Annotated in this window: 14 protein-coding genes; 4 read left to right on the top strand and 10 right to left on the bottom strand. The window is 45.4% G+C overall.

Annotated features, from left to right (window positions below; translation table 11 throughout):
* Nucleotides 1–31 precede the first annotated feature (31 nt).
* From RIG66_RS19485 to RIG66_RS19475, 3 genes are all read right to left on the bottom strand, one after another.
* A complete protein-coding gene (locus tag RIG66_RS19485) occupies nt 32–1378 on the bottom strand; it encodes a pentapeptide repeat-containing protein (protein WP_446380397.1) in 1347 nt (448 codons plus the stop codon).
* A 486-nt stretch (nt 1379–1864) separates the two neighbouring features.
* Nucleotides 1865–3499, bottom strand: coding sequence for an iron uptake porin (locus RIG66_RS19480; RefSeq protein WP_446380396.1), 1635 nt, complete (start codon nt 3497–3499; stop codon nt 1865–1867).
* A gap of 255 nt (nt 3500–3754) precedes the next feature.
* The gene (locus tag RIG66_RS19475; protein ID WP_446380395.1) at nt 3755–5842 is read right to left on the bottom strand and encodes an acylase; all 2088 of its coding nucleotides are present in this window, start codon (nt 5840–5842) and stop codon (nt 3755–3757) included.
* Nucleotides 5843–6040: 198 nt separating this feature from the next.
* On the opposite strand from RIG66_RS19475, the gene RIG66_RS19470 reads away from it, so the two are divergent.
* Nucleotides 6041–6829, top strand: coding sequence for an SDR family NAD(P)-dependent oxidoreductase (locus RIG66_RS19470; RefSeq protein WP_446380394.1), 789 nt, complete (start codon nt 6041–6043; stop codon nt 6827–6829).
* Between the two features lie 513 nt (nt 6830–7342).
* Here RIG66_RS19470 and RIG66_RS19465 read toward each other — a convergent pair.
* Nucleotides 7343–7534: a hypothetical protein gene (locus RIG66_RS19465; RefSeq protein ID WP_006098246.1), complete on the bottom strand. Its 192-nt coding sequence runs from the start codon at nt 7532–7534 to the stop codon at nt 7343–7345.
* A gap of 492 nt (nt 7535–8026) precedes the next feature.
* Nucleotides 8027–8308 carry a hypothetical protein gene (locus RIG66_RS19460; protein ID WP_446380393.1) on the bottom strand — a complete coding sequence of 94 codons (282 nt, stop codon included), beginning with the start codon at nt 8306–8308 and terminating at the stop codon, nt 8027–8029.
* 9 nt (nt 8309–8317) lie between these two features.
* Here RIG66_RS19460 and RIG66_RS19455 point away from each other — a divergent pair, with 9 nt between their 5' ends.
* Nucleotides 8318–9547 carry a glutaredoxin family protein gene (locus tag RIG66_RS19455; RefSeq protein ID WP_446380392.1) on the top strand — a complete coding sequence of 410 codons (1230 nt, stop codon included), beginning with the start codon at nt 8318–8320 and terminating at the stop codon, nt 9545–9547.
* A 99-nt stretch (nt 9548–9646) separates the two neighbouring features.
* On the opposite strand, the gene RIG66_RS19450 is transcribed toward RIG66_RS19455, so the two are convergent.
* The 3 genes from RIG66_RS19450 to RIG66_RS19440 all read right to left on the bottom strand — a co-directional run bounded on the left by RIG66_RS19450 (nt 9647) and on the right by RIG66_RS19440 (nt 12310).
* On the bottom strand, nt 9647–9835 hold the full coding sequence (locus RIG66_RS19450; RefSeq protein WP_446380391.1) for a hypothetical protein: 189 nt from the start codon (nt 9833–9835) through the stop codon (nt 9647–9649).
* A gap of 382 nt (nt 9836–10217) precedes the next feature.
* The gene (gene iscB / locus RIG66_RS19445) at nt 10218–11504 is read right to left on the bottom strand and encodes an RNA-guided endonuclease IscB (RefSeq protein ID WP_446380390.1); all 1287 of its coding nucleotides are present in this window, start codon (nt 11502–11504) and stop codon (nt 10218–10220) included.
* A 185-nt stretch (nt 11505–11689) separates the two neighbouring features.
* The gene (locus RIG66_RS19440) at nt 11690–12310 is read right to left on the bottom strand and encodes an HAD-IB family phosphatase (RefSeq protein WP_446380389.1); all 621 of its coding nucleotides are present in this window, start codon (nt 12308–12310) and stop codon (nt 11690–11692) included.
* A 744-nt stretch (nt 12311–13054) separates the two neighbouring features.
* Here RIG66_RS19440 and RIG66_RS19435 point away from each other — a divergent pair.
* Entirely contained in the window at nt 13055–13399 is a 345-nt protein-coding gene (locus tag RIG66_RS19435) for a hypothetical protein (protein ID WP_006098037.1), read from the top strand.
* A 228-nt stretch (nt 13400–13627) separates the two neighbouring features.
* Here the strand turns inward: RIG66_RS19435 and RIG66_RS19430 are convergent, their stop codons facing one another.
* Nucleotides 13628–14272: a class I SAM-dependent methyltransferase gene (locus RIG66_RS19430; RefSeq protein ID WP_446380388.1), complete on the bottom strand. Its 645-nt coding sequence runs from the start codon at nt 14270–14272 to the stop codon at nt 13628–13630.
* Between the two features lie 219 nt (nt 14273–14491).
* On the opposite strand from RIG66_RS19430, the gene RIG66_RS19425 reads away from it, so the two are divergent.
* A complete protein-coding gene (locus RIG66_RS19425) occupies nt 14492–17746 on the top strand; it encodes a protein kinase domain-containing protein (protein ID WP_446380387.1) in 3255 nt (1084 codons plus the stop codon).
* 139 nt (nt 17747–17885) lie between these two features.
* Here the strand turns inward: RIG66_RS19425 and RIG66_RS19420 are convergent, their stop codons facing one another.
* Complete coding sequence (locus RIG66_RS19420; protein ID WP_446380386.1) at nt 17886–19964, bottom strand: PAS domain S-box protein; 2079 nt, start codon at nt 19962–19964, stop codon at nt 17886–17888.
* Nucleotides 19965–20191: the final 227 nt, after the last annotated feature.

Genomic DNA, 20191 nt, shown 5'->3' with positions numbered 1-20191 from the left:
CCAATTATTCATCATAGAGATTATCGCGGTTTTATTCACAAGATTGTTGTGTCCCATCGGGCAGAATGGCGTTACAGAGGTTCGCTTGGTTAAGATTAGCCCCCTCTAGATTAGCCCCCCTGAGATTCGCCTCTTGTAGATTTGCCTTCTGCAAATTCGCCCCCGTTAAATTAGCATTACTCAAATCGGCTTGAAATAAGGTTGCTTCTTCAAAGTTTGTGTTTTGAAGGTCAGAATTGTACAGACTCGCACCACTCAGATTCACATTGCGGAAATTGGCTCCGTTTAAATTAGCATTAAATAAATTAGCACCCCGTAGTTCACGTTCCTCAGCCCCTTGATTCACAATTTCCCAAACCAAACGCCATTTGGGGTCAAGGGTAGTCTCTTCATTAATTTTGGCAGTTCTCAGGTTAGCATTTTCGAGATTAGCTCCAGCTAAATTAACATTTCCGAGTTCGGCATTTCTTAAGTTGGTATTGGTTAAATCGGCATTACTCAGGTCAGCATAGCGCAATTCCGTATTAGTCAACTGACTACCTTGCAGATTAGCGCCTCGTAAGTTGACAATAAATAAATATGCTTCTGCTAAATTGGCATTTTCTAAGTTGGCGTTTTCCAAATTCAACCCTTCTAAATTCGCACCTGACAAATCCGCCCCCGCTAACGCTTGTCCGGCAATTCCTTGATTAACCAACTCCCAAACGAATAACCATTTGTCATTCAGAACCGTTTGACTATTAAATTGGGTTCCCCTTAAATCGGTGCGAAATAACTTGGCATTTTCTAAGTTAGCGCCTTTGAGGTTTACCCCTCTTAATGAGGTTCCTTCTAAATTAGCGTCACCGAGATTGGCGCCTTCTAGAGATGCATTAGCTAATTTAGCCTGTCTTAAATCGGTTTCCTGTAAATTACTACGAGTTAGATTAGCATTCTGTAATGAAGCGTTCATCAGGTTCGCTTTCCGCAAATCTGCAAATTGTAGATTAGCATTCTGGAGATTAGCGTCTTCTAAATCCGCCTCTTGTAGATTAACTTTAAGAAGTTTAGACCGAAATAAATTAGCGTTAGCGAGTCTAGCATTCCGGAGATCTGCATCCTCTAAATTTGCCCCAGAAAGTCGGGCTTCCCGTAAGTCAGCTTCTCTTAAATCGGCTTCAACTAAGTTAGCGCCTTCAATATTGAACCCCCGGAGATTCTGCTTCCTCAAACGCACTCCCCGCAGATTACAAGTCGGACATTCTCCTTCCTCTAAGAGCTTTTCCACATCTTGATCCTTGGCGGCTTGCACGGAATTGCTGAGACATAGCAGGATAACTAGAGCGATAGTTGTAAAGCGGGTGGCTAACGGGAGGGTTTTAATCGTGGATAAACGCATAGAATAGTTAGTATAGATAAGTATTTACTATAGCAATCTTAAATTGTATTGTACAAATCCTTCCACCTGATCAGGGGCTACGAGTTATACGGGTTAGTGCGATCGCGCCTTTAATCATCAGAATTTATTAATCCATTGTAGGGGCGGGTTTAGGGACTCAATTGGGCTGGTTACCGATAACTGAACAACAAAACCCGCCCTTTATTCAATGGCGCTATATTAAGCTCTGCAAATATCCCTCAACCCCTTACATAAACGTAGCTTGCCATTCCCTACCTGAATATCGGTGGGTTACGGCGGATAGTTGATTAAATAATTATCGCCTGAATTTAATTCCGCCTAACCCACCCTACTGGACTGACACAGCTAAAATGGTGGATTAGATTTGACCATTGAATCGGGCGCAAGTCTTTGCGCCCCTACAGTTTCCGGGCGTAATTCTAATTCATCAAATAAGGTGTGCCACGCCCCTACAACCCCGCCACTTTAAAATCGCAATGTGGTTCGTATTGTGCCAATAAATATATCATCGTTATCGCTATTATGATCCGGTGCAGTTAGCCAAATTATTCCTGGTGTAATTGTAATATTATCGGTTAACTTATACTGGTAGAATGCTTCTAGATGTAGGGAGGTACTCGGATCATCAATGCCTAAATTCTTCAAACCATCGCTCCCGGTAACTTTGGGTTCCATCCCGATAATAAATCCGCCGAGATTGCCAGTTTTGCCGAAATCGGGTAAGGCTAATGTTAGCGCCCAATACCACAAATTAGCATCCCCTTCGTCGATAACATTGGCTTTGGTATAACCCGCCCATCCTCCAACCACAAATCGGGGATTAAGTTGTACAGAAGCGGCGAGGTTAACGGAATTTGTAACGACGGGCAAATCTAATTGATTGACTAAATTAGTATCCTGACTCCCAACTTGCCAGTCTTGGTTATACGCATTAACATAGGTCAAGCCAATCGTGGCGCGATCGCTTGGCTCAAATTTGACTTGGGCTAATGCGCCATAAGCCCCATCAAATAAGCCGTTACCGGGTTCTGGATTTCCGCCATTCCCAGCTAAATAGCCTAAGCTGACTTCTAACTTGTCATTTACTGCGTGTCTTACCCCGACACCCGCCCCACTAACTAAATAATAAATCGGCGCACGAGTAGCAAAGCGAGATACCGCCCCACTTGCGCCATCCCCATCCAGGTAAGGGTTAATCGTATCCGTAAAGTCATCCGCCGCCCCAGCATTCGCCGCGATAACCACTTGCGTCTGATTCCCGATCGGGAAACGGTACAATAAAGCATCAATCTCTAAGTCACTATCCCTAGCCCCAGTAAAAGATAGTTCCCCTTCCGGTGTACCTGTGCGACGTTCCAGACGCCCTAATCCTTCCGCTTGTAGTCGAGTTCGCAGTAAATCTTCACCCGTGAAACTCGTGTCTAAATTTAAGCGGGTACGATGTCCCAATGTAGTAACAGTATCATCCTCAGAAACAATCCCCGCCGCGCCAATAATCACTTCTCCATCCAGTTGAGTTGTTGTCGAAAATTGGGTCAGTTCCAGTTCTCGAGTTCGGGCGGTTAAGGCGTCTACATCACCCCGTAGCAGGGAGAGTTCTAAAACAAATTCATTGGTTAACTGTTCTAGTGTGGCTAAGTCTGTGGAAGGAACATTGCCTCCCCTGGCAATTAAGGATTGGATTTGATCTAAAGCCTGACGTAATCCGGCGGCAAATTCGTAGCGAGTCATTGACCGATTGCCCCGGAATGTACGATCAGGATACCCTGTGAGTATGCCATATCGTTCAATGAGCGATCGCAAGGCGGTATATGCCCAATCACTGGGCTGTACATCCCGCAACTGGGAAACATTTGTCACTTGACCTAAGCTATTATTATCTCCGTACTGATTAATTGGGTCTAAACGGTTCTCAGTCGGATCACTCGACTCATTCCCTACTGTTTCTGAACTATCTAAGGTTTCCCCTAAACCACAAAACTCCCCCGCACCCCCACACCCTTGCACCTCAACCTCTTGTGCCGTAACAGTTCCAGCCCACACGATCCAAAACGCGATCGCTGTACTCATCCACAGCAGTTTCGGCAAAATTTGATCCATTTTTCGGTTTCTCCTTATGTCCGGTTGAATAGTTAAATAGGTGGGGACAATTCAAGTTAACGGTGGAGATTGTCATTCGTCATTTGTCTTATGTAAGGGTTTGAGGGGTGTTTATATAACTTCACCCCCTAACCTCTACTGTATCAGTTCAATAAGTGCATTTGTTTTTATCGTATCAAGGCTTATTTCTAGGACTTTATAAACCTTTAATAGTCGATTCCAGCTATTACCCCTAAATGATCGAAGTTTTTTCTTTCAAAACACCGTCCGCGATTCCAAATTTGCCTCGATATCCTGACGAGTCCGCCAAACCGATCGCAATTCCTTCCGGGCATACAAGGGTAACTGATCCCCAATATGCCTAGAACCTGGTTGTGTGGCATTGCCATAAACTGTGAGTACCCTTGCCTTAATCGGATCAGAAAACTCGATCGCGGCAATATAACTATCCCCAGCTACTGATTGCAACCCTGTCTCATTCATCGGGGCGAAATCAATCACCTGGAAACTGCCCAACTGCCCAGACGCGCCACTTCCTGGTAAATCCACATCCCCATACTTTAATCGCGCCCTCTCACCCCAAGGGACATCTAACCTCCCATACCCTGCTTTAACCCTAGCGGCAGCTTCTGCTAAAACCTCCACCGCCGCCACTGGATCTGCCAAACTATCAGGGGTAGTTAGGGGCGATTGGGGATTCCAACCTGTAGCAAACTGATTCGTATTCGGCATTAATTGTACCCAAGTGGCAAATAGAACCGTTCCTCGACTGTCTGCATTTGCCTGTCGATCCCAGTTGGCTAACACATTCGCGGCTTCATTGGCTAACTCATCCCCTGACTGTCGCGTTGCAGCAATTAAGTCATCGAGTATCCGATCTGCCAATTCTAGACGCGAAGAGAATTTTCGGGCAATCATCTCCTCAAAACTAATTGAATTCTCCCCCATCAACATTTTTGCCGATCGCTGGGCGCGGAAGTTCATCGATTGGGGTGCCATGTAGGGCGGATAATCATCAGGATTAATGGCTTGGGGGAATGTAGTCGTCCAAGGTGGATCGTTGGCATTTTGTAACCAACCCGTTTCTGGATCAAGGATGCGAGGTAACTCTGAATAGGGATGATACCTTGTCCATAAGGTTTCAGAGGTATTGCCGGGAACCACACCTTGCCAATACTGCCAATCTCCCTGAGAACGTACTGGCACTTGACCATTAAAGATATGTAAAATATGCCCGTCTTGGTCGGCATAGAGGATGGTAAACATGGGCAGTTGTAAACGGGCGACGGCTGTCTCAAACTCTTGGCGATTACGCGATCGCATCATATCCCACAACTGTGCCATTAGTTGAGGTTGATCTAACCCCACCACCCGCAACGCGATCGCATTCCCTTCTGGTTGCGTAACCACAGAACCATGAATCGACTGCCGAATCACCAATTCCTGTTCCGCTAATGTCCCATTGTCCTGCTTTACCTTTAAGGTTTGGGTTTCGGTTTCAAAGGGGCGAACTTGCCCATCAAACTCATACCCCCCATCCGCCAAAGTAAGTTCATAAGCTGTCCAACCCCGATGGGTATTGACTGTGGCTGTCCAACCCAACTGATCATTAAACCCAATGGATAACATCGGCATTCCCACCAACGCCGCCCCATACGCATCAATCCCTGGGGCGGTTAACTGGGCTTCATACCACAGGTAAAAATCTGACCAGGGTAAGTGGGGATTCGCCAGTAGCATCGCATTCCCACTCGCCGAATGAGACGGTGCGATCGCCCATCCATTAGAACCCGCTTTGGAATCCCCCGATTTCAACGATTCCAAGCGCTGGGGATTCACCACAAAGTTAAAATGAGTCACCCGTTGCACATGTGCCAATACATCCACCCCATCCACGGGCAAAACCACCTTGACCTTATCGTCAATTTGGTCATCATGTTCGGAGGCATACCGATTAATCCCCGCCGCAAAGCTATCCAGATAACGCCGCATCGTCAGATCTTGCGCCTCGTACCATTCCTGCGCCCTGGCGGGAATACCCATAGTGCGGACATACTTATCCGAGTCCAAATAGTCTTGACCCCAATACTCGGCTGCCTTACCCCGTGCCTGTCCATATAACCTTAGAATAAGATTGCCATGACTCGCCGCTTGCGCCCAGCCAAATGCCTGGAATAGATTCTCGGTATTATTGCCGTAAATATGCGGTACGCCCCAGGTATCCCAAAGAATCTCAGTTTGATTGTCTCCAGTAACTGGACGGTAAATTCCCCAGGCTACAGTAAAAATCACTGTCAGCAATACTACGATCAAAACTGAAAATCTTTTGTTCAATCGGGACATTATCAATTAAACTAAACGTCGATATTTTTGTACGACTATAAATTATAGACTTTATTTATTTAATTAACCACAAATAATTGCAAACTATTCCTTGAGGCTGACTTCCTTCTTTGAGGCATCATTTTAGTGGCAATGCGTTAAACTAGACATTAGGTTAAGAATGGTAACCCAAACACCTCTAAAAATAACAGAACATTAATGTCCACTGCTTTAATTACTGGAGCGTCGGCAGGACTGGGGGCTGCATTTGCTCAGGAACTCGCTAAACGGCAAACCGATTTAGTGATTGTGGCTCGTTCCCAAGACAAACTACAGCAACTTGCCCAAGATTTACAAGCCACCTATGGGATTCAAGTTGAGGTTATTCCCCAAGATCTTACCGCACCTGATGCCGTCCCACACATCTTTGAAATAGTCAATCAGAAAAATATTTCCATCGATTTACTGATTAATAATGCTGGGTTTGGCGACTACGGAGCCTTTAGTCAGACGTCTCGGCGTAAACAGCTAGAGATGATTCAGCTTAATATCCTGGCGTTGGTAGACTTGACTCATCACTTTCTCCCGCAGATGCAACAACGAGGTTCTGGAAGTATTATAAACATCGGCTCAATTTCTGGGTTTCAACCGCTCCCGTATCTATCAATCTATTCAGCAACTAAAGCCTTTGTTATTAGTTTCAGTGAGGCGCTTTGGGCAGAAAATCAGCACACGGGTGTTAAAATTTTGGCAGCTTGTCCTGGACCAACGGAAACCAACTTTTTCACCACGGCGAATTTTGCCGAATATGCTCCTGATAGTTTAAAACAGCAACAAACCGATTCCCCAGAGGTAGTGGTTCAGGAAATTCTCCAGGCTCTAGACGCTGATGATTGTACGATTGTGCCAGGGCGGTGGCAGAATAGTTTTATCGTTAATCTGCCGAGATTCTTTCCCCGAAAAACTATTGTACAACTTGTTGAGCAGCAATTTCGTCCTCAAAAATAAAGAAAAAGGGAACAGGTAACAGGGAACAGGGAATGTGGAAGAGGGAACAGGGAATAGGGAATAGGGAATAGGGAATAGGGAATAGGGAATAGGGAATAGGGAATAGGGAATAGGGAATAGGGAATAGGGAATAGGGAATAGGGGCTGTAGGGGCGGGTTTGACGGATAACTTATGGCGCCAAACCGATAACTTAACTAAACCCGCCCTTCTGGAAGTTACCACGTTCGATAAGGAAATGCCTCGGTTCACGAGCTATACATAAGTTTTATTGAAGTAAAAGATTAAGATTGCTAATTTTATTACTCTATACTGTTAAATCGTGTTGACTGATTAAAATAGATTATTACCAGAGAAGATAAAACTCAACATGACAAAGGTGCAACCCGGTTTAGGCTGCACCCTTTCAGTTGTCTGTATAAGTCGAGGGGTCTGAAAACGTTTAGATCAATCGAGGTAATCAAGGAATTATGACCAATTCGTCACTCCTCTGCTGCTATAGGAGCAGTTGAGGCTTAATAGTTCGCCACTGGCGTAATTTCGTCTCCCAACAGGGGTCCGTACAGATTGGAAGCACCCGTTTCGTGACTATTCCAGTTTCCTTGGATAAAGTAGATTCCATCATGGCTGGAAGCCGCGATTTTTCCCGTGTGACCTTTTAAAGAGCCTTTGGTGATTTGCACGAGTTCATGTTGCTTGTAAACCATTGTGATCCCTCCGTTTCACATTTGTTCAAAAATTAGCTTTTCCTACTTATACAGTATTTTGACAAAAACTTTACACCATCAGCGACGATCTTTCGACAGATTTTAGAAATCTTTCAGGTTTGCAATGCCTTGCAATGACGCAGAACTCTGGAAACCGTTGGTATTACTGGGGTCTGAACGATGGGTATCCAACAGAACAAGCCAGAGAGCAGATGGTAGAGGGCAGAAGGTTCCCAGGAAAATGTACCCAGTTCATGCCTAGGGGTGACTTCATTGGATTGGGTATACACCGTTGATCCCTTGCCGGAAATACAGCCTTGGGATCAATGGCACTGAAAAGCGTGCATTTGGGGATCGCCAAAACCCTTGATATATCGTAGGGTGGGCATTGCCCACCAGAATACAAGGAGCGTGCCATTTGCCTGATCGAGAGCAGAGAAACAAGGACAAGACACCCTAGTTTTTTAAACGTGGGTTCATAGCTTTAAAACATCATGCCCATCCTGTCAAGATAGAACTATTACGTCTTTTTTCTAAAGGCAGCTCCTCGCCCGGTGATGGATTTACAGTAGAAATATAGTCTCCTAAATTTCTCCTCGGTAAAAAGGACGCTAAAAAATGATGGTTAAATCTTACCGCCGACTGATCCTGTCCTTTATCATCATGGTAGGTCTGGTATTCGTGACCTCCCTTCAGTCCGTTGCCCAGGCTAGTGATGATGTCGTCAATGTCTATTTCTTCCACAGCAAAACCTGCCCCCATTGCCTCCAGCAAAAGCCGTTAATGACTTATATTGATCAACACAATAAAAATGTTGAGGTTACGTCGCTTGAGGTTAACGACAATCCCAGGGAATGGCAGGAATTCCAAAAAGCCCGGGGAATCTCGTCCGGCGCGGTTCCCAGGACTGTGGTTGAGGACAAAATGTTCATTGGCTATAGTGAAGCCGAAGGACCCTTGGAATACACTCCAGTTCATCAAGCTTATATCGGCTACAAAAACCAAATTATTGCAGCGATAGAAACAGCCGTCGGATCTCCACTCAATTTACCCACAACTGATCAACAGCAACAGACTAAGACCAGCCCCCCGTGGCAAATCTTTTTAATCCCGTTCTGGTATCTCTGTAGTTATCCGTTTTTGCAAAAAGCGCTTGAGAAACGACAAGCTAAACGCTATTGGATTGGCGGGTTGCTGGCAACAACGATCATCAGTCTATTTGTGTTTCTTGCCCTCACCCCTGATGCAGTAATTAAAACCTTTGCCCAAGGGCTTCCCTTCCCCCTATTTGTCTCTACCATTGCCCTTGCCGATGGCTTTAATCCCTGTGCGTTCACGGTTTTAGTCATTCTGTTGTCGTTACTCACCTATACCCGCAGCCGCAAGGATATGACCTTGGTGGGGACAACCTTTATTATCACATCAGCGGTGATGTATTTTATCTTTATCATGCTGATGGTCTTGGCGGGTTCAGTCTTCCTAGAAAACTATGGCGTTCGATTTATGCAAATTCTGGGAATTCTGATTACCGGGGCAGGTTTGATCAATATCAAGGATTATTTCTGGTTCAAAAAAGCGATTTCCTTATCCCTCTCGGAAAAACAACAGTCAACGATCAATAAACGAGCGGGAAAGATTGTCAGAAACTTGAGGAATGCTAAAGGCGATCGCAAGATGTTTATGGCGGCATTAGCGGGGACGGTTCTGTTAGCTGTCTTTGTCAATATTGTCGAACTTGGCTGTACTGCGATTCTGCCTGCGGTTTACATGACGGCGCTGTTACAGTATTGCTCCGATGAAATTGGCTTGTGTCATATCTCGTGGACAGGTTTATATGCGGCGATTTACATTATGCCGCTGTTGGCTATTTTAGGCAACTTTATCTATTCGTTTAAGTCCACTCGACTTACTGAAAACCAAGGGAGAGTACTGAAACTGGTTGGCGGACTCTTTATGCTATTCTTTGGTCTGGCGATGATATTTAAACCTGAGTTATTAACCCTCTCTGTGTGAGCATCTTACTGGCTACTAATACCAAATTTACATGCACAACAGCTTAAAGGGGGACTTTTTTCTTATCCCCCTGCTTTCCTTGGTTTTAGTGAAGTCAATTTAATAGGCTAAGGGTGAAATTTCGTCGCCAAGAAGGGGACCATATAGGTTGGATGAATCGGTTTTTTGATTGGTTAAGTCTCGGCTAATAAAATAGCTACCTTCATGGCTACAAGATGCGATTTTTCCTGTATGACCTTTTAGAGAACCTTTGATGATTTTGACGCGATCGTTTTGTTGGTAGACCATGATGCTACTCGCACTTGTATTTTTTTAAGTAAACTATTTCATCATACAAATGTTATTTTTTAAATTCGATGAAGTTGAACTAGCTTTTCAATAAAGTTTTGGCAAAGTTTATTTTACAAAACTTTACAGTTTGAGACTGTACCTTCTCTCCCCCTATTTTCTGAGAAGGGCGGGTTTAGTCAAGTTATCGGTTTGTGCCAAAATGTTATCGGTAAAACCCGCCCCTACAGCCCTACTATTGTTTAGGTTTTCCCCCAAAGCTGGGATAGCTGTTGACGCACATCAAAAAAGTCATTCCAGGGTAGGTAAGGCTTTTGACGTTCATCTTTCTTCCCTCCTGGAGACCCTCGCTTTCAGCGACGGGAGGAAAGGAGGGGGATGCTTAGTTGGCATACGAATATCCGTCCTTTTTGTGAACATGTGCACAGTATTTGTGACTGATTCCTTGAACCAGCCCATTATGCGTTGAAATGTTAAAACTTCCAGTTGCGCGAGTAGCAACTCGACCAACGTAAGTTCCGATTTTCTTCCCTGAAGTGACAACGGCTTTAACAATGTCACCTGTCTGAAAACCTTTATGGAACTTGGTTCTAGAGCAATAACGAGCTGGAAAACCAAATTTATCAGTACGGCATTGCTGGCGAGTGCCGTGACCCTTGGCAGCAATTAACTTCAGTTTAACTCCTGATGTGATCAACCGCTCTGGGGTTGATGATCCAACACAGGCAGCATCCCAATAGTGGGTCTTCTCCAGCCCTCGAATGGTGCGGTTATATTTGGTGCGCCCACCCGTACCGACCTCAACAGGCAGTCCTGTTTTCTTGAGGTTTTCGTACAAGTTCCATCGAGTTGCATTAACGGCTGCCGTATCAGCTAAAGGTTTTTTAGCTTGTGCCAGAATTCGTTTGAGCAGGTCAGGCTTGCCCTTGAGGAAATCTTTGATATCCTGATTCCCTTTTTTCTGATTGCAAGGAGTGCAGGCTAAACACAGATTGCTAACTCGGTTTGAACCTCCCTTTGAGCGAGGTTGGATATGCTCAATCTCAACAGGCGTGTCTTTTGCGCCACAGTAAGCACAGGTTCTACCCCATTTCTCTAAGAGAAACTCACGCATCTCGTAACCTGCCAATGTGCCTTGTTGATAGCCTACCCCGCTAATGTCAGAGTCCTCCATCTGCTGAGTGTCAAACCTGACCAACTCCTGAGATATGGCGGTAACTCGACACACAGATGACAGACGTTTAACCCACGTCAGAATATTGGCAACCCGGCTACTAAGAGAAGGGGGTAGCCATCCCTTGGGGCGAGTGCGGTTAAGGAAGCGTGGCTTTCGATAACGGGTTTTGCGGTTTCGGCGCGACCTCCGTAGCTGGCGGCGAGAGGTTAAGGCGTCCCGAATTTGAAAGCCGCGATGCTGTAATTCTGCTGCCCAGATAACAGCACCTGTACTATCGTTAACAAGTGCTAGTCCGGTAGTTTTGGCACCTGGATCAATCTTGATTCGGAGTGGTTCAACTTTGGGGCTTGTCACCTCCTGCTTAAGTATCAAGGTGAAAGGGTATTGGCGGAAAACCGCAGCTTTTCCCTGGGATAACAGCATTCTTGCCCTACCTGGATGAATAGGATTAAGAGGCTGTCTGTTAGTGTCTAGAACGAAAACTTTACTCACGAATGAGTCTCCTTGCGGGTAATGTTAGCTTTGACAATGTTTAAGGTCGGTACTATCTCAAAAGCACTGCCTCCCAAATGGCTGTTTAACTTTTGAGTTCTAGAGCTTGGAACTAGCTACGCATCCCAAGGTAGGAACTTTAACACTTGCCTTAAACGTAGGTATTGCTACCTGAGTCTGGTCAACTAGGGCTGTTTTTTCAAGCCCTCGCTTTTAGCGATGGGTTGTTGACCGAGATACTGGCTGAGGCGATCGCGGGCGAAGACGACAGAGGCGTGCAATGCCATGTTAAAATCCGTTACCGAATCCCCGATCGCAATCTGTTCGTCTGCTGGGTGTTGTGCCATCACCTGAACTTTGGCAACCAATTCGCTATCCCCCTCAAACTCGGACAATGGCTGGAGATAGTCACCACTCGTATCCAGATCTACAGCATAAACAGCCGCCACTCGTTCTAGCAGCGACGTTCCTCCCCGCTTTTCTCGACCCAACACCGTCTCCACCATACCGCGCAATCCCCCGGAAACCACCACAAAGGGTACGCCGCGATCGTCCAGAAAATCGAGTAATTCCACTAAACCGGGGCGAATCGGTTTAGATTGGGTATAGGTGAGGATATCTGGGTATCGAGAGGACGGAATTGATGTCAAGACACGACGCACACCTTCCCGTAGTGTTAGCCGTCTGGCGTAAAGTTCGGGCATCACTTGGGCAAATGACTCAGGCGCAAAATCCTTTAACATCCCGGCAAAGGTTTCTACTGCCGTAATCGTACCGTCGAAGTCACAAAAGACAACTCGCTGCATTCGAGATCAGAGGTTAGGTTTAACATTGATAAAGATGGTATAGTATTAGCCATCCCACTGGCTTTATTATGCCGCCTTAAATCTCTCTCAGCAAAGAATAGATCAGATAGTTTTTAATTTTTAGATGAATCGATAAAAATCATCCGGCTACAACCTATAACGTTCTGAACGATGGAATAGATCGAAGTTAAACACAAGCCCTCAAAAGTCGATGTTCCTCGTTTGTGATAGTCCTAAACCTCGTATCCAGGTCAAGCTAGAGTATTTTCGATGGCATTATTATTCTCTAATTGATTTATATCTTGGAGTTATTAAACTTAGCGATAACTTAATAGATTTATCTTCAGGGATAAGAAATCCAGAGCGTAGCTTGCTTGATGCGTCGTGAGGATGACAACCGCTCAATGATCCCATAAGTACAATAACTCATTGACAGAAATCTTTGTCTTTCCTGCAACAGGTGAAATCTATCAAATGACGATGTTTTATCCATAAGATAAATTGAATCAAATCATTGATATGACCAATAGTTATTAGGTTATGATTGAGTCAGGATATAGCGGTTCGCGATTCGATGAGGTACACTCCGCTCACAGGAAAAGCATGAGAGATAAGGGATGGGGGATCAATTGGTGTATTTCATCATAACGAGTAAGAACCGCGATCAGTATAGAAATCTAGTCCAAAGCGATTAGCGCATCAGGGGGTATGTACCAAGTACAATTGTGAACATAAGCCAAAGGAATGACTCTAAACTATCCCATCATTGAAACCCAACTCAGACTCATTAGAGCTTTACAGCGCGGATACGCTGAAGCCTTAGAAGCTGGAGATTGGCAAGCGGCGGAGTATCGCTGCGCCCATTTACATCGGTTATGTGAAGGGCTACATCATCTGAGTTATTTGCTGGATCGAGGCAATGCTTTATCCACAGTGACACCCCAAAATCAAAATAATTGGGTGGGGACTATCCGGGGTAACAATCCGATGCACGCTTTAAATCAGTCCTCGGAGACGAACGAAAAGCCCCTTTCATCACGCCCCCTACCCCCTGAACCACCGCCTATTGATGAAGTGTGGAATCAGTAAATTCTTCTAACTTTTCACAGTTGATGAGGGAGAGAGGGGAAATGTAGAAGATGAGGAAGATAGAGGAGTTCACTTGATATTGAACCTTCAGCAAGGGTTTGGTTAAGGTAGGGGTTTTCTCCTGAACGGTATTGGTAAAACCCGCCCCTACACACCATGTCCGACTAGCGAAGAAGGGTTAAGACGCGCCATAGCGCGTCTCTCTACCTTCCTTACTTCAATAATTTGCTATTGCTTTTCTGTTGTATTCGGTTTTCTACCAATCAGAAGCGCCAGTTCCAACCATTTCCAATAACAATCGACATCAGTATAACCAATTTCTCGTAGCCATTTCAGTTGATTTTCTACATCCAATAATTTATTCGAGGGATCGTCTGGTTTGTCAGCAATCCCCATGCAAGCGCGGAAATGTTCATGGAGTGCTGGTGTGGGAGAGGCAACGTGTTCTAAGTTACAAAAAATACCATCAGGTTCCAGCAAGTTGAAGAGTTCAGCATAGAGGGAATACTTACGTTCATGAGTTAGGTGATGAATCGCAAAGCTAGAAACGATCGCGTCAAATATACCTAACTCTGGCAAGGGATGATCTAAATCATGTGCCCTGATTTTTACTGTCTCATCCCCAGCAAAGCGTTGTTTTGCAGCATCAAGCATCGTGGGCGAAAAATCGATCGCGATACTCTCGACATGGGGGCGGTCAATTTTCAGCAGTGCCAAAAGGCGTCCGTCTCCAGTGCCTAAATCGAGGATACGTTTGACTGTTTTAGGAACTTCTTCTAAGACAACGGCTTCACCTTCAGTGCGATGGGGGAGAGTATCAGATCTCTCTAAATAAGATAGCGCATGGTCAGCCGATGTCCAAAGATTTGTCATTTGTCATCTTTGTAGGTTGGGTTGAGGAAGGAAACCCAAAAAGCATGGGTTAATGCACCCAATCCTACAAGTCCCAGCGCCGCGAGACTAATCGGTTCAGGAACAGGGACTGTATTCAGGGCGTTACGATTGAGACGGAACGTGCTTTTTTGAGGGGCTATGGCAGAATTATATCACTTGTGCCGTCAGTAAAACCTGCTGAGAGTCTACACAAATCTTATGATTGGAACACGACTACGGGGGCGCTATGAAATTATCCAACCGTTGGGGCGTGGGGGGTTTGGCGAAACCTACCTGGCACGCGATCGCGATTTACCTGGATATCCTTATTGTGTGGTTAAGCAACTGAAGCCGCAGGTGGCAAATCCCTCTGTGTTAGAGGCGTCTCGCCGCCTATTTGATACCGAGGCGCGGGTTTTGTATCAATTGGGCAATCATGACCAAATTCCTCAGCTTTTAGCCCATTTTGAAGATAATCAGCAATTTTATTTAGTTCAAGAACATATTGAAGGGGATGATTTACGTCATGAGTTAGCGGCTGGACGCCGATTGGATGAGATGCAGACGATTCAGTTAGTCTGGGATATCTTAGAAATCTTAAACATTGTTCATCAGCATCAGGTTATTCATCGGGATATTAAACCCTCTAATTTAATTCGACGGGCAGCGGATGGCAAGATTATTTTAATTGACTTTGGCACGGTTAAACAGGTCAGTACGGCAACAAGTTCCCCAACAGAGGTGACAATTGCTATTGGTACACCCGGTTATATGCCTCCCGAACAATGTGCGGGAAAACCGCGTTTTAGTAGCGATATTCATGCGGTGGGAATGTTGGGGATTCAAGCCTTAACTGGAGTATTACCCCATCACTTGCCAGCGAATCCGAAAACGGGTGAGGTGATTTGGCAGGAACAGTTAGCCGAACCCTCACGTTTTCATGACATTTTAGCGAAAATGGTGTGTCAGGATATCCGCGATCGCTATGACAATGTGAGAGACGTGTTAGACGCGATCGCCGCCTTACCCTCTAGTGCGACAATCCCCTTACCCAGCCAGACTTTACCTCGTCCCATGAGAACTGTAAACAGCTTACCGTCTCAGCTTCAGACTCAGCGAACCCTAGCCGCGATCGCGTTTACGGATGGCGTGGGTTTTAGTGCCAGAATGTCGGCGGATGAAGAACATACTCTAGACTTAATTCACCGGGATTTAGAGTTAATGCGGCGATTGTGTCAGCAGTTTTCTGGACAGACGATTAAGTCTACTGGGGATGGCTTGTTGATGTATTTCCCCAGTGCGGTTCTGGCGGTGGATTGTGCCATCGAAATTCAGCAATCCTTGGCTCAAGCTGCCCAGAGTTTATCGGAACATGACATTATTTTACATCGGATTGGCATTCACTTAGGCGATGTCTTTGTCAGTGAAGGAGATGTGATGGGGAATGGCGTAAATATTGCCGCTCGTTTAGAAGGAAAAGCACAACCGGGAGGGATTTGTATTTCTCAGATTGTTTATGATTTGGTCAAAAATCATTTACAGTTACCCACCACATTTTTAGGGGATTTGTCGTTAAAAAATATTACCGAACCTGTACCGAGTTATTTGATTCAACCTGTATCCTCAGAAAATAGAACCTATTCACCCAAAAGTTCTCTGTCAAAACCCAAACTGAAACAGACACGCCAGGATGTTCAGTTTCGCCACATATTACTCAATAAAGTGAGAAACTATTGGATCAAAGGGGTATTAGAAACCTCATTGCATGGTCGCGTCTTAATTGAACTAGGCTTAGAAGAACGCCTCGATTTAGTCGAACGCCCTTGGGAATTGGTTTGGGAGGGTTCCGGGGAATTCCAGCAAACCCTATTACCGGGAATCAAAGTCAGTGACAAGTTTCTGGCGATGGGCGAGGGGCGATCGCTCTTAATTTTAGGGGAACCGGGAAGTGGCAAAACCACGACGCTTTTAGAATTAACTCGTGATCTATTGGATCAGGCGGACGTTGATAGTAATCACCCGATTCCTGTGGTCTTTAATTTATCCTCTTGGACGGGAGGTAAGCAAACCATTGCTGACTGGTTAGTTAACGAACTGCATACCAAATATCAAGTATCGAAAGATATTGGTCAAACCTGGATTGATTCGGGAGAACTGTTGCTTTTATTGGATGGGTTAGACGAAGTAAGTATTACATTAAGAGATGCTTGTGTCACCGCCATCAATCAATTTAGTAGCGAACATGGCACAACCGAACTCGTGGTTTGTAGTCGAATTCGCGATTATCAAGCCCTACAGCAGCGTCTGAATTTACAAGCCGCGATTTGTCTGCAACCGCTTACCTTAGCCCAAATTGATCGCTATCTAAACAGTGCTGGGACGCAACTTACAGTAGTGCGCCAAGTTCTGCGATCGGATAGCACCTTACAAGACTTAGCCCAATCCCCGTTAATGTTAAGTATTATCACCCTGGCGTATCAGGGAATATCCCTAGATGAGTTACCGCAAAGGAGTGGTTTAGACGACTGGCGGAAGCATTTATTTGATCGGTACATTCAGCGGATGTTTAAGCGCAGGCGGGGTCAAGCCAAGTATAGTCAAAAGCAGGTAATTAACGGGTTAATTTGGCTGGCAAAACGAATGTATCAAAACTCAGAAACCGTATTTTTAATTGAGCGATTGCAGCCGAGTTGGTTAGACACTAAAGCGCAAAAATGGCTGTATTCTCTAGGAGTCGGTTTAATCGGTGGATTAATTATGGGGTTAGGTGGGGGGCTGAATGTCGAGCTTATGTTTTGGCGGGAAATTACTCTATTAGCAGGATTAATTATGGGACTCGGCGGCGGGTTGATGGCGGGGTTAATTGTCGCGTTAGTTATGAATCAGATTGAACCCGTGGAAACGTTGAAATGGTCATGGGTAAAAGCCAAACGAAATATAGTACCGGGGTTGCGAATTGGGTTAACGGTAGGATTAATATTTGGCTTCAGCAGTGGACTCATTTTCTGGCTGATTGCGCCGAGTCAGGGGGCGATAATTGAGGGGATAACTTATGGATTGAGTGGTATAGGAACGGGATTGATTTTCGTCTTATTGCGTGGATTAACGGGGGGCGGAATTGAGACAAGTATAGTTCCCAACCAGGGGATATGGCAATCGGCACAAAACACCTTAATTTTTGCTTTAATTGGGGTAGTCGCTATGGTAGGTTTGGCGCAAATCGTGGGACTACCGATTTTATTTGGTGCGGTGATTGGATTACTGTTTGGGTTGTTTTCACCTGCGGGGATTGCTTGCATTCAGCATTTTACGTTACGGTTAGTGCTTTATTTCAGTGGTTGTATTCCCTGGAATTATGCGCGATTTCTGGATTATGCGACGCAGCAGATTTTTTTACAGAAGGTGGGAGGAGGGTATATTTTTATTCACCGATTGTTGTTGGAACATTTTGCTCAGATAGAGCGAAAAATGTAATGGAAGGTAACAGCGAATTGAGTAATCAGCTCTCACCCCCAACCCCTCTCCCATCAGCCATGTCTAGCCTTATGAATTGTTAAGAAAGATGTGAGTAATGCATAGATCAGAAGGGGGGAACCGGATCAATTTTCCCCCATCAGCGCTTATGCGGCGGTTGTCGTATAGGAATCTCAACCACAAACTCAGCCCCTTGTTCAGGAGTTGAATTACACCACAGCTTACCGCCATGTTTTTCAACAACAATTTGGTAACTAACCGCCAACCCTAAACCTGTCCCTAAGCCTACAGGTTTTGTAGTAAAAAAGGGGTCAAATAGCCGTTTTTGGGTCTGCGGACTCATCCCGATTCCATTATCCGCAATGCGGATAAAAACATAAGGATTGTCCGGTTGAGAATTATCCATTTCTCCGCTAGAGTCTTCCTCGGTTAAACCATCCGTTATTGAGGAGTGTGCGGAGTCCGTTTGACTAAGACCTGTACGAATCGTAATCGTTGGTGAAAATAAGACAGTATCCTGGGAAAACTCCGCCTCCGTTTGAGACGAATCGCAATTTTCCTTGTCCTCGATCGCGTCAATCGCATTCGTCAAAATATTCATGAAAACTTGATTTAACTGTCCGGGCCAACAATCGACTGGAGGTAAATTTTCATACTCTTTAATCACACAGATTCCTGCTGCCCCGGGTTTCTCCTTGAGTCGATATTGCAGAATCATCAAAGCACTCTCAATACCCGAATGAATGTCTATTGTCTTGCGCCCTGACTCATCTAAGCGAGAAAACGTCCGCAACGATTGCACAATTTCCCGAATCCGTTCAGCGCCAACTTTCATCGAATATTGAAGTTTGGCAAAATCTGTTAAAATAAAGTCCAAATCGATGCTATCCATCCGCTCTTTAATAACGGCTGTAGGATTAGGATAAGCGGTGCGGTAAAGTTGCACCAGCGCTATGAGGTCTTGGTAATATTCTTGGGCATAAATGAGATTGCCATAAATAAAATTGACAGGATTATTGATTTCGTGAGCAATACCTGCCACAAGCTGACCCAAACTGGACATTTTTTCGCTTTGGATCAACTGGGATTGGGTGCGCTGCAAGTCGTGGAGTGTTTTTGATAATTGGGCGGCTTGTTTGCGGGCGTGTTCTGTAGCTCGACAGCTAGCGGCGTAAAGTTCAGCTTGTTGGAGCGCCATGAGCAGTTGACTAATCACTGCTTGCAGGAGTTCAACTTCGCTATCTGTCCAAGGGCGAGTCTCCTGAGTGTGGCTGCAACTAATAATCCCGGTGATTCCGGACGGGGTTTCTAGGGGGATAAGCAAGAGAGACTTATAGTCGAGCGATCGCATAAATTCCTGCAATAATGGATCGCTCACCGTTTCAACGGTATCAATCTGCACAATGTCCAGATGCAATATCTGCTGGGTGAGAACGGCATTGGTGTCCGCCCAATAGCAGTCTGTCAAATCGGGAAGCTGAGACTCTCGATCTTCTGTGACAACTTTCCAATAAGCTGGCGTTTGCTCAGTATGATATCGGATAAACTGACAGCGATCGATTCGCAATAGCTGGCGAATTTCCAGTACCGTTGTTTCCAGGATTGTCTCTACGTCTAAACTATTACGGATTTGCGTCGAGAGGCGATTGAGCAAGGCTTCGCGGCGAGCTTTTTCGCGCCAGGGTTCTTCTGGCTGCAACGCCGATTTAGCCGTTTGACGGGCGCTCACATCTTGAACGACGAGCAAAAAGTATTTCGGATCTCCTTGAGGCGTTCGCACTAAAGATAGGGTAATTTGCACCCAGACAATGCTGCCATCTCGGTGTCGGTAGCGTTTTTGTTGGCAGTGACAGTCGAGAGTCCCCGCTAAGAGTAACTCCAGTATCGCGCGATCGCTTGCCCAGTCATCAGGGTGGGTTAGGTCTTGCCAGGTGCGGGTGAGAACTTGCTCACGGCTATAACCAACTATCTGACAAAATTTGGGGTTGACCTGGATGACTTTGCCATCCGTCGATACGTGTTTGATGCCAACTGTCGCTTGCTCAAAGCTAGCGCGGAAGCTGTCTTCACATTCATTTAGCTGTGCCTCAACAGGTCTGGGTGGAGTGTCCACAACAGAGGTTCTAGCTGGATTGGGTCGGGTGGGATTGGAATGAAACAAGGGTTTTGAGTTAACGCTAAACTCAGTTAACGTGCCGTCAGGTTTTTGAATGCTCATGATAACATTCAGAAGATGGAAACGTTTTCGATTAAACCTGTACAGGTGCAGGGGAGCAGAAGTGCAGGGGTGCAGGGAGGCAGGGAAGCAGAGGGGCAGGGGAAAGATGTTAACGCTTGTACTCTAATAAAACTTTCTTTATATTTGTTTAGATTATTTAGTCCAGTAATCGCCCTCCATAATATCCGGTACGATATTACACTTTTTCATAGTCGCCATTCACCAAG

The sequence above is a fragment of the Coleofasciculus sp. E2-BRE-01 genome (assembly GCF_040221695.1).
Lineage (GTDB): Bacteria > Cyanobacteriota > Cyanobacteriia > Cyanobacteriales > Coleofasciculaceae > Coleofasciculus.
This window is presented reverse-complemented; position numbering and strand designations above follow the sequence as displayed.

Bases quoted from the DNA above. Each gene is read 5' to 3' on its own strand.
- RIG66_RS19485 (WP_446380397.1), bottom strand. From the start codon at position 1,378: ATGCGTTTATCCACGATTAAAACCCTCCCGTTAGCCACCCGCTTTACA.
- RIG66_RS19480 (WP_446380396.1), bottom strand. From the start codon at position 3,499: ATGGATCAAATTTTGCCGAAACTGCTGTGGATGAGTACAGCGATCGCG.
- RIG66_RS19475 (WP_446380395.1), bottom strand. From the start codon at position 5,842: ATGTCCCGATTGAACAAAAGATTTTCAGTTTTGATCGTAGTATTGCTG.
- RIG66_RS19470 (WP_446380394.1), top strand. From the start codon at position 6,041: ATGTCCACTGCTTTAATTACTGGAGCGTCGGCAGGACTGGGGGCTGCA.
- RIG66_RS19465 (WP_006098246.1), bottom strand. From the start codon at position 7,534: ATGGTTTACAAGCAACATGAACTCGTGCAAATCACCAAAGGCTCTTTA.
- RIG66_RS19455 (WP_446380392.1), top strand. From the start codon at position 8,318: ATGACTTATATTGATCAACACAATAAAAATGTTGAGGTTACGTCGCTT.
- RIG66_RS19450 (WP_446380391.1), bottom strand. From the start codon at position 9,835: ATGGTCTACCAACAAAACGATCGCGTCAAAATCATCAAAGGTTCTCTA.
- RIG66_RS19440 (WP_446380389.1), bottom strand. From the start codon at position 12,310: ATGCAGCGAGTTGTCTTTTGTGACTTCGACGGTACGATTACGGCAGTA.
- RIG66_RS19435 (WP_006098037.1), top strand. From the start codon at position 13,055: ATGACTCTAAACTATCCCATCATTGAAACCCAACTCAGACTCATTAGA.
- RIG66_RS19430 (WP_446380388.1), bottom strand. From the start codon at position 14,272: ATGACAAATCTTTGGACATCGGCTGACCATGCGCTATCTTATTTAGAG.
- RIG66_RS19425 (WP_446380387.1), top strand. From the start codon at position 14,492: ATGATTGGAACACGACTACGGGGGCGCTATGAAATTATCCAACCGTTG.
- RIG66_RS19420 (WP_446380386.1), bottom strand. From the start codon at position 19,964: ATGAGCATTCAAAAACCTGACGGCACGTTAACTGAGTTTAGCGTTAAC.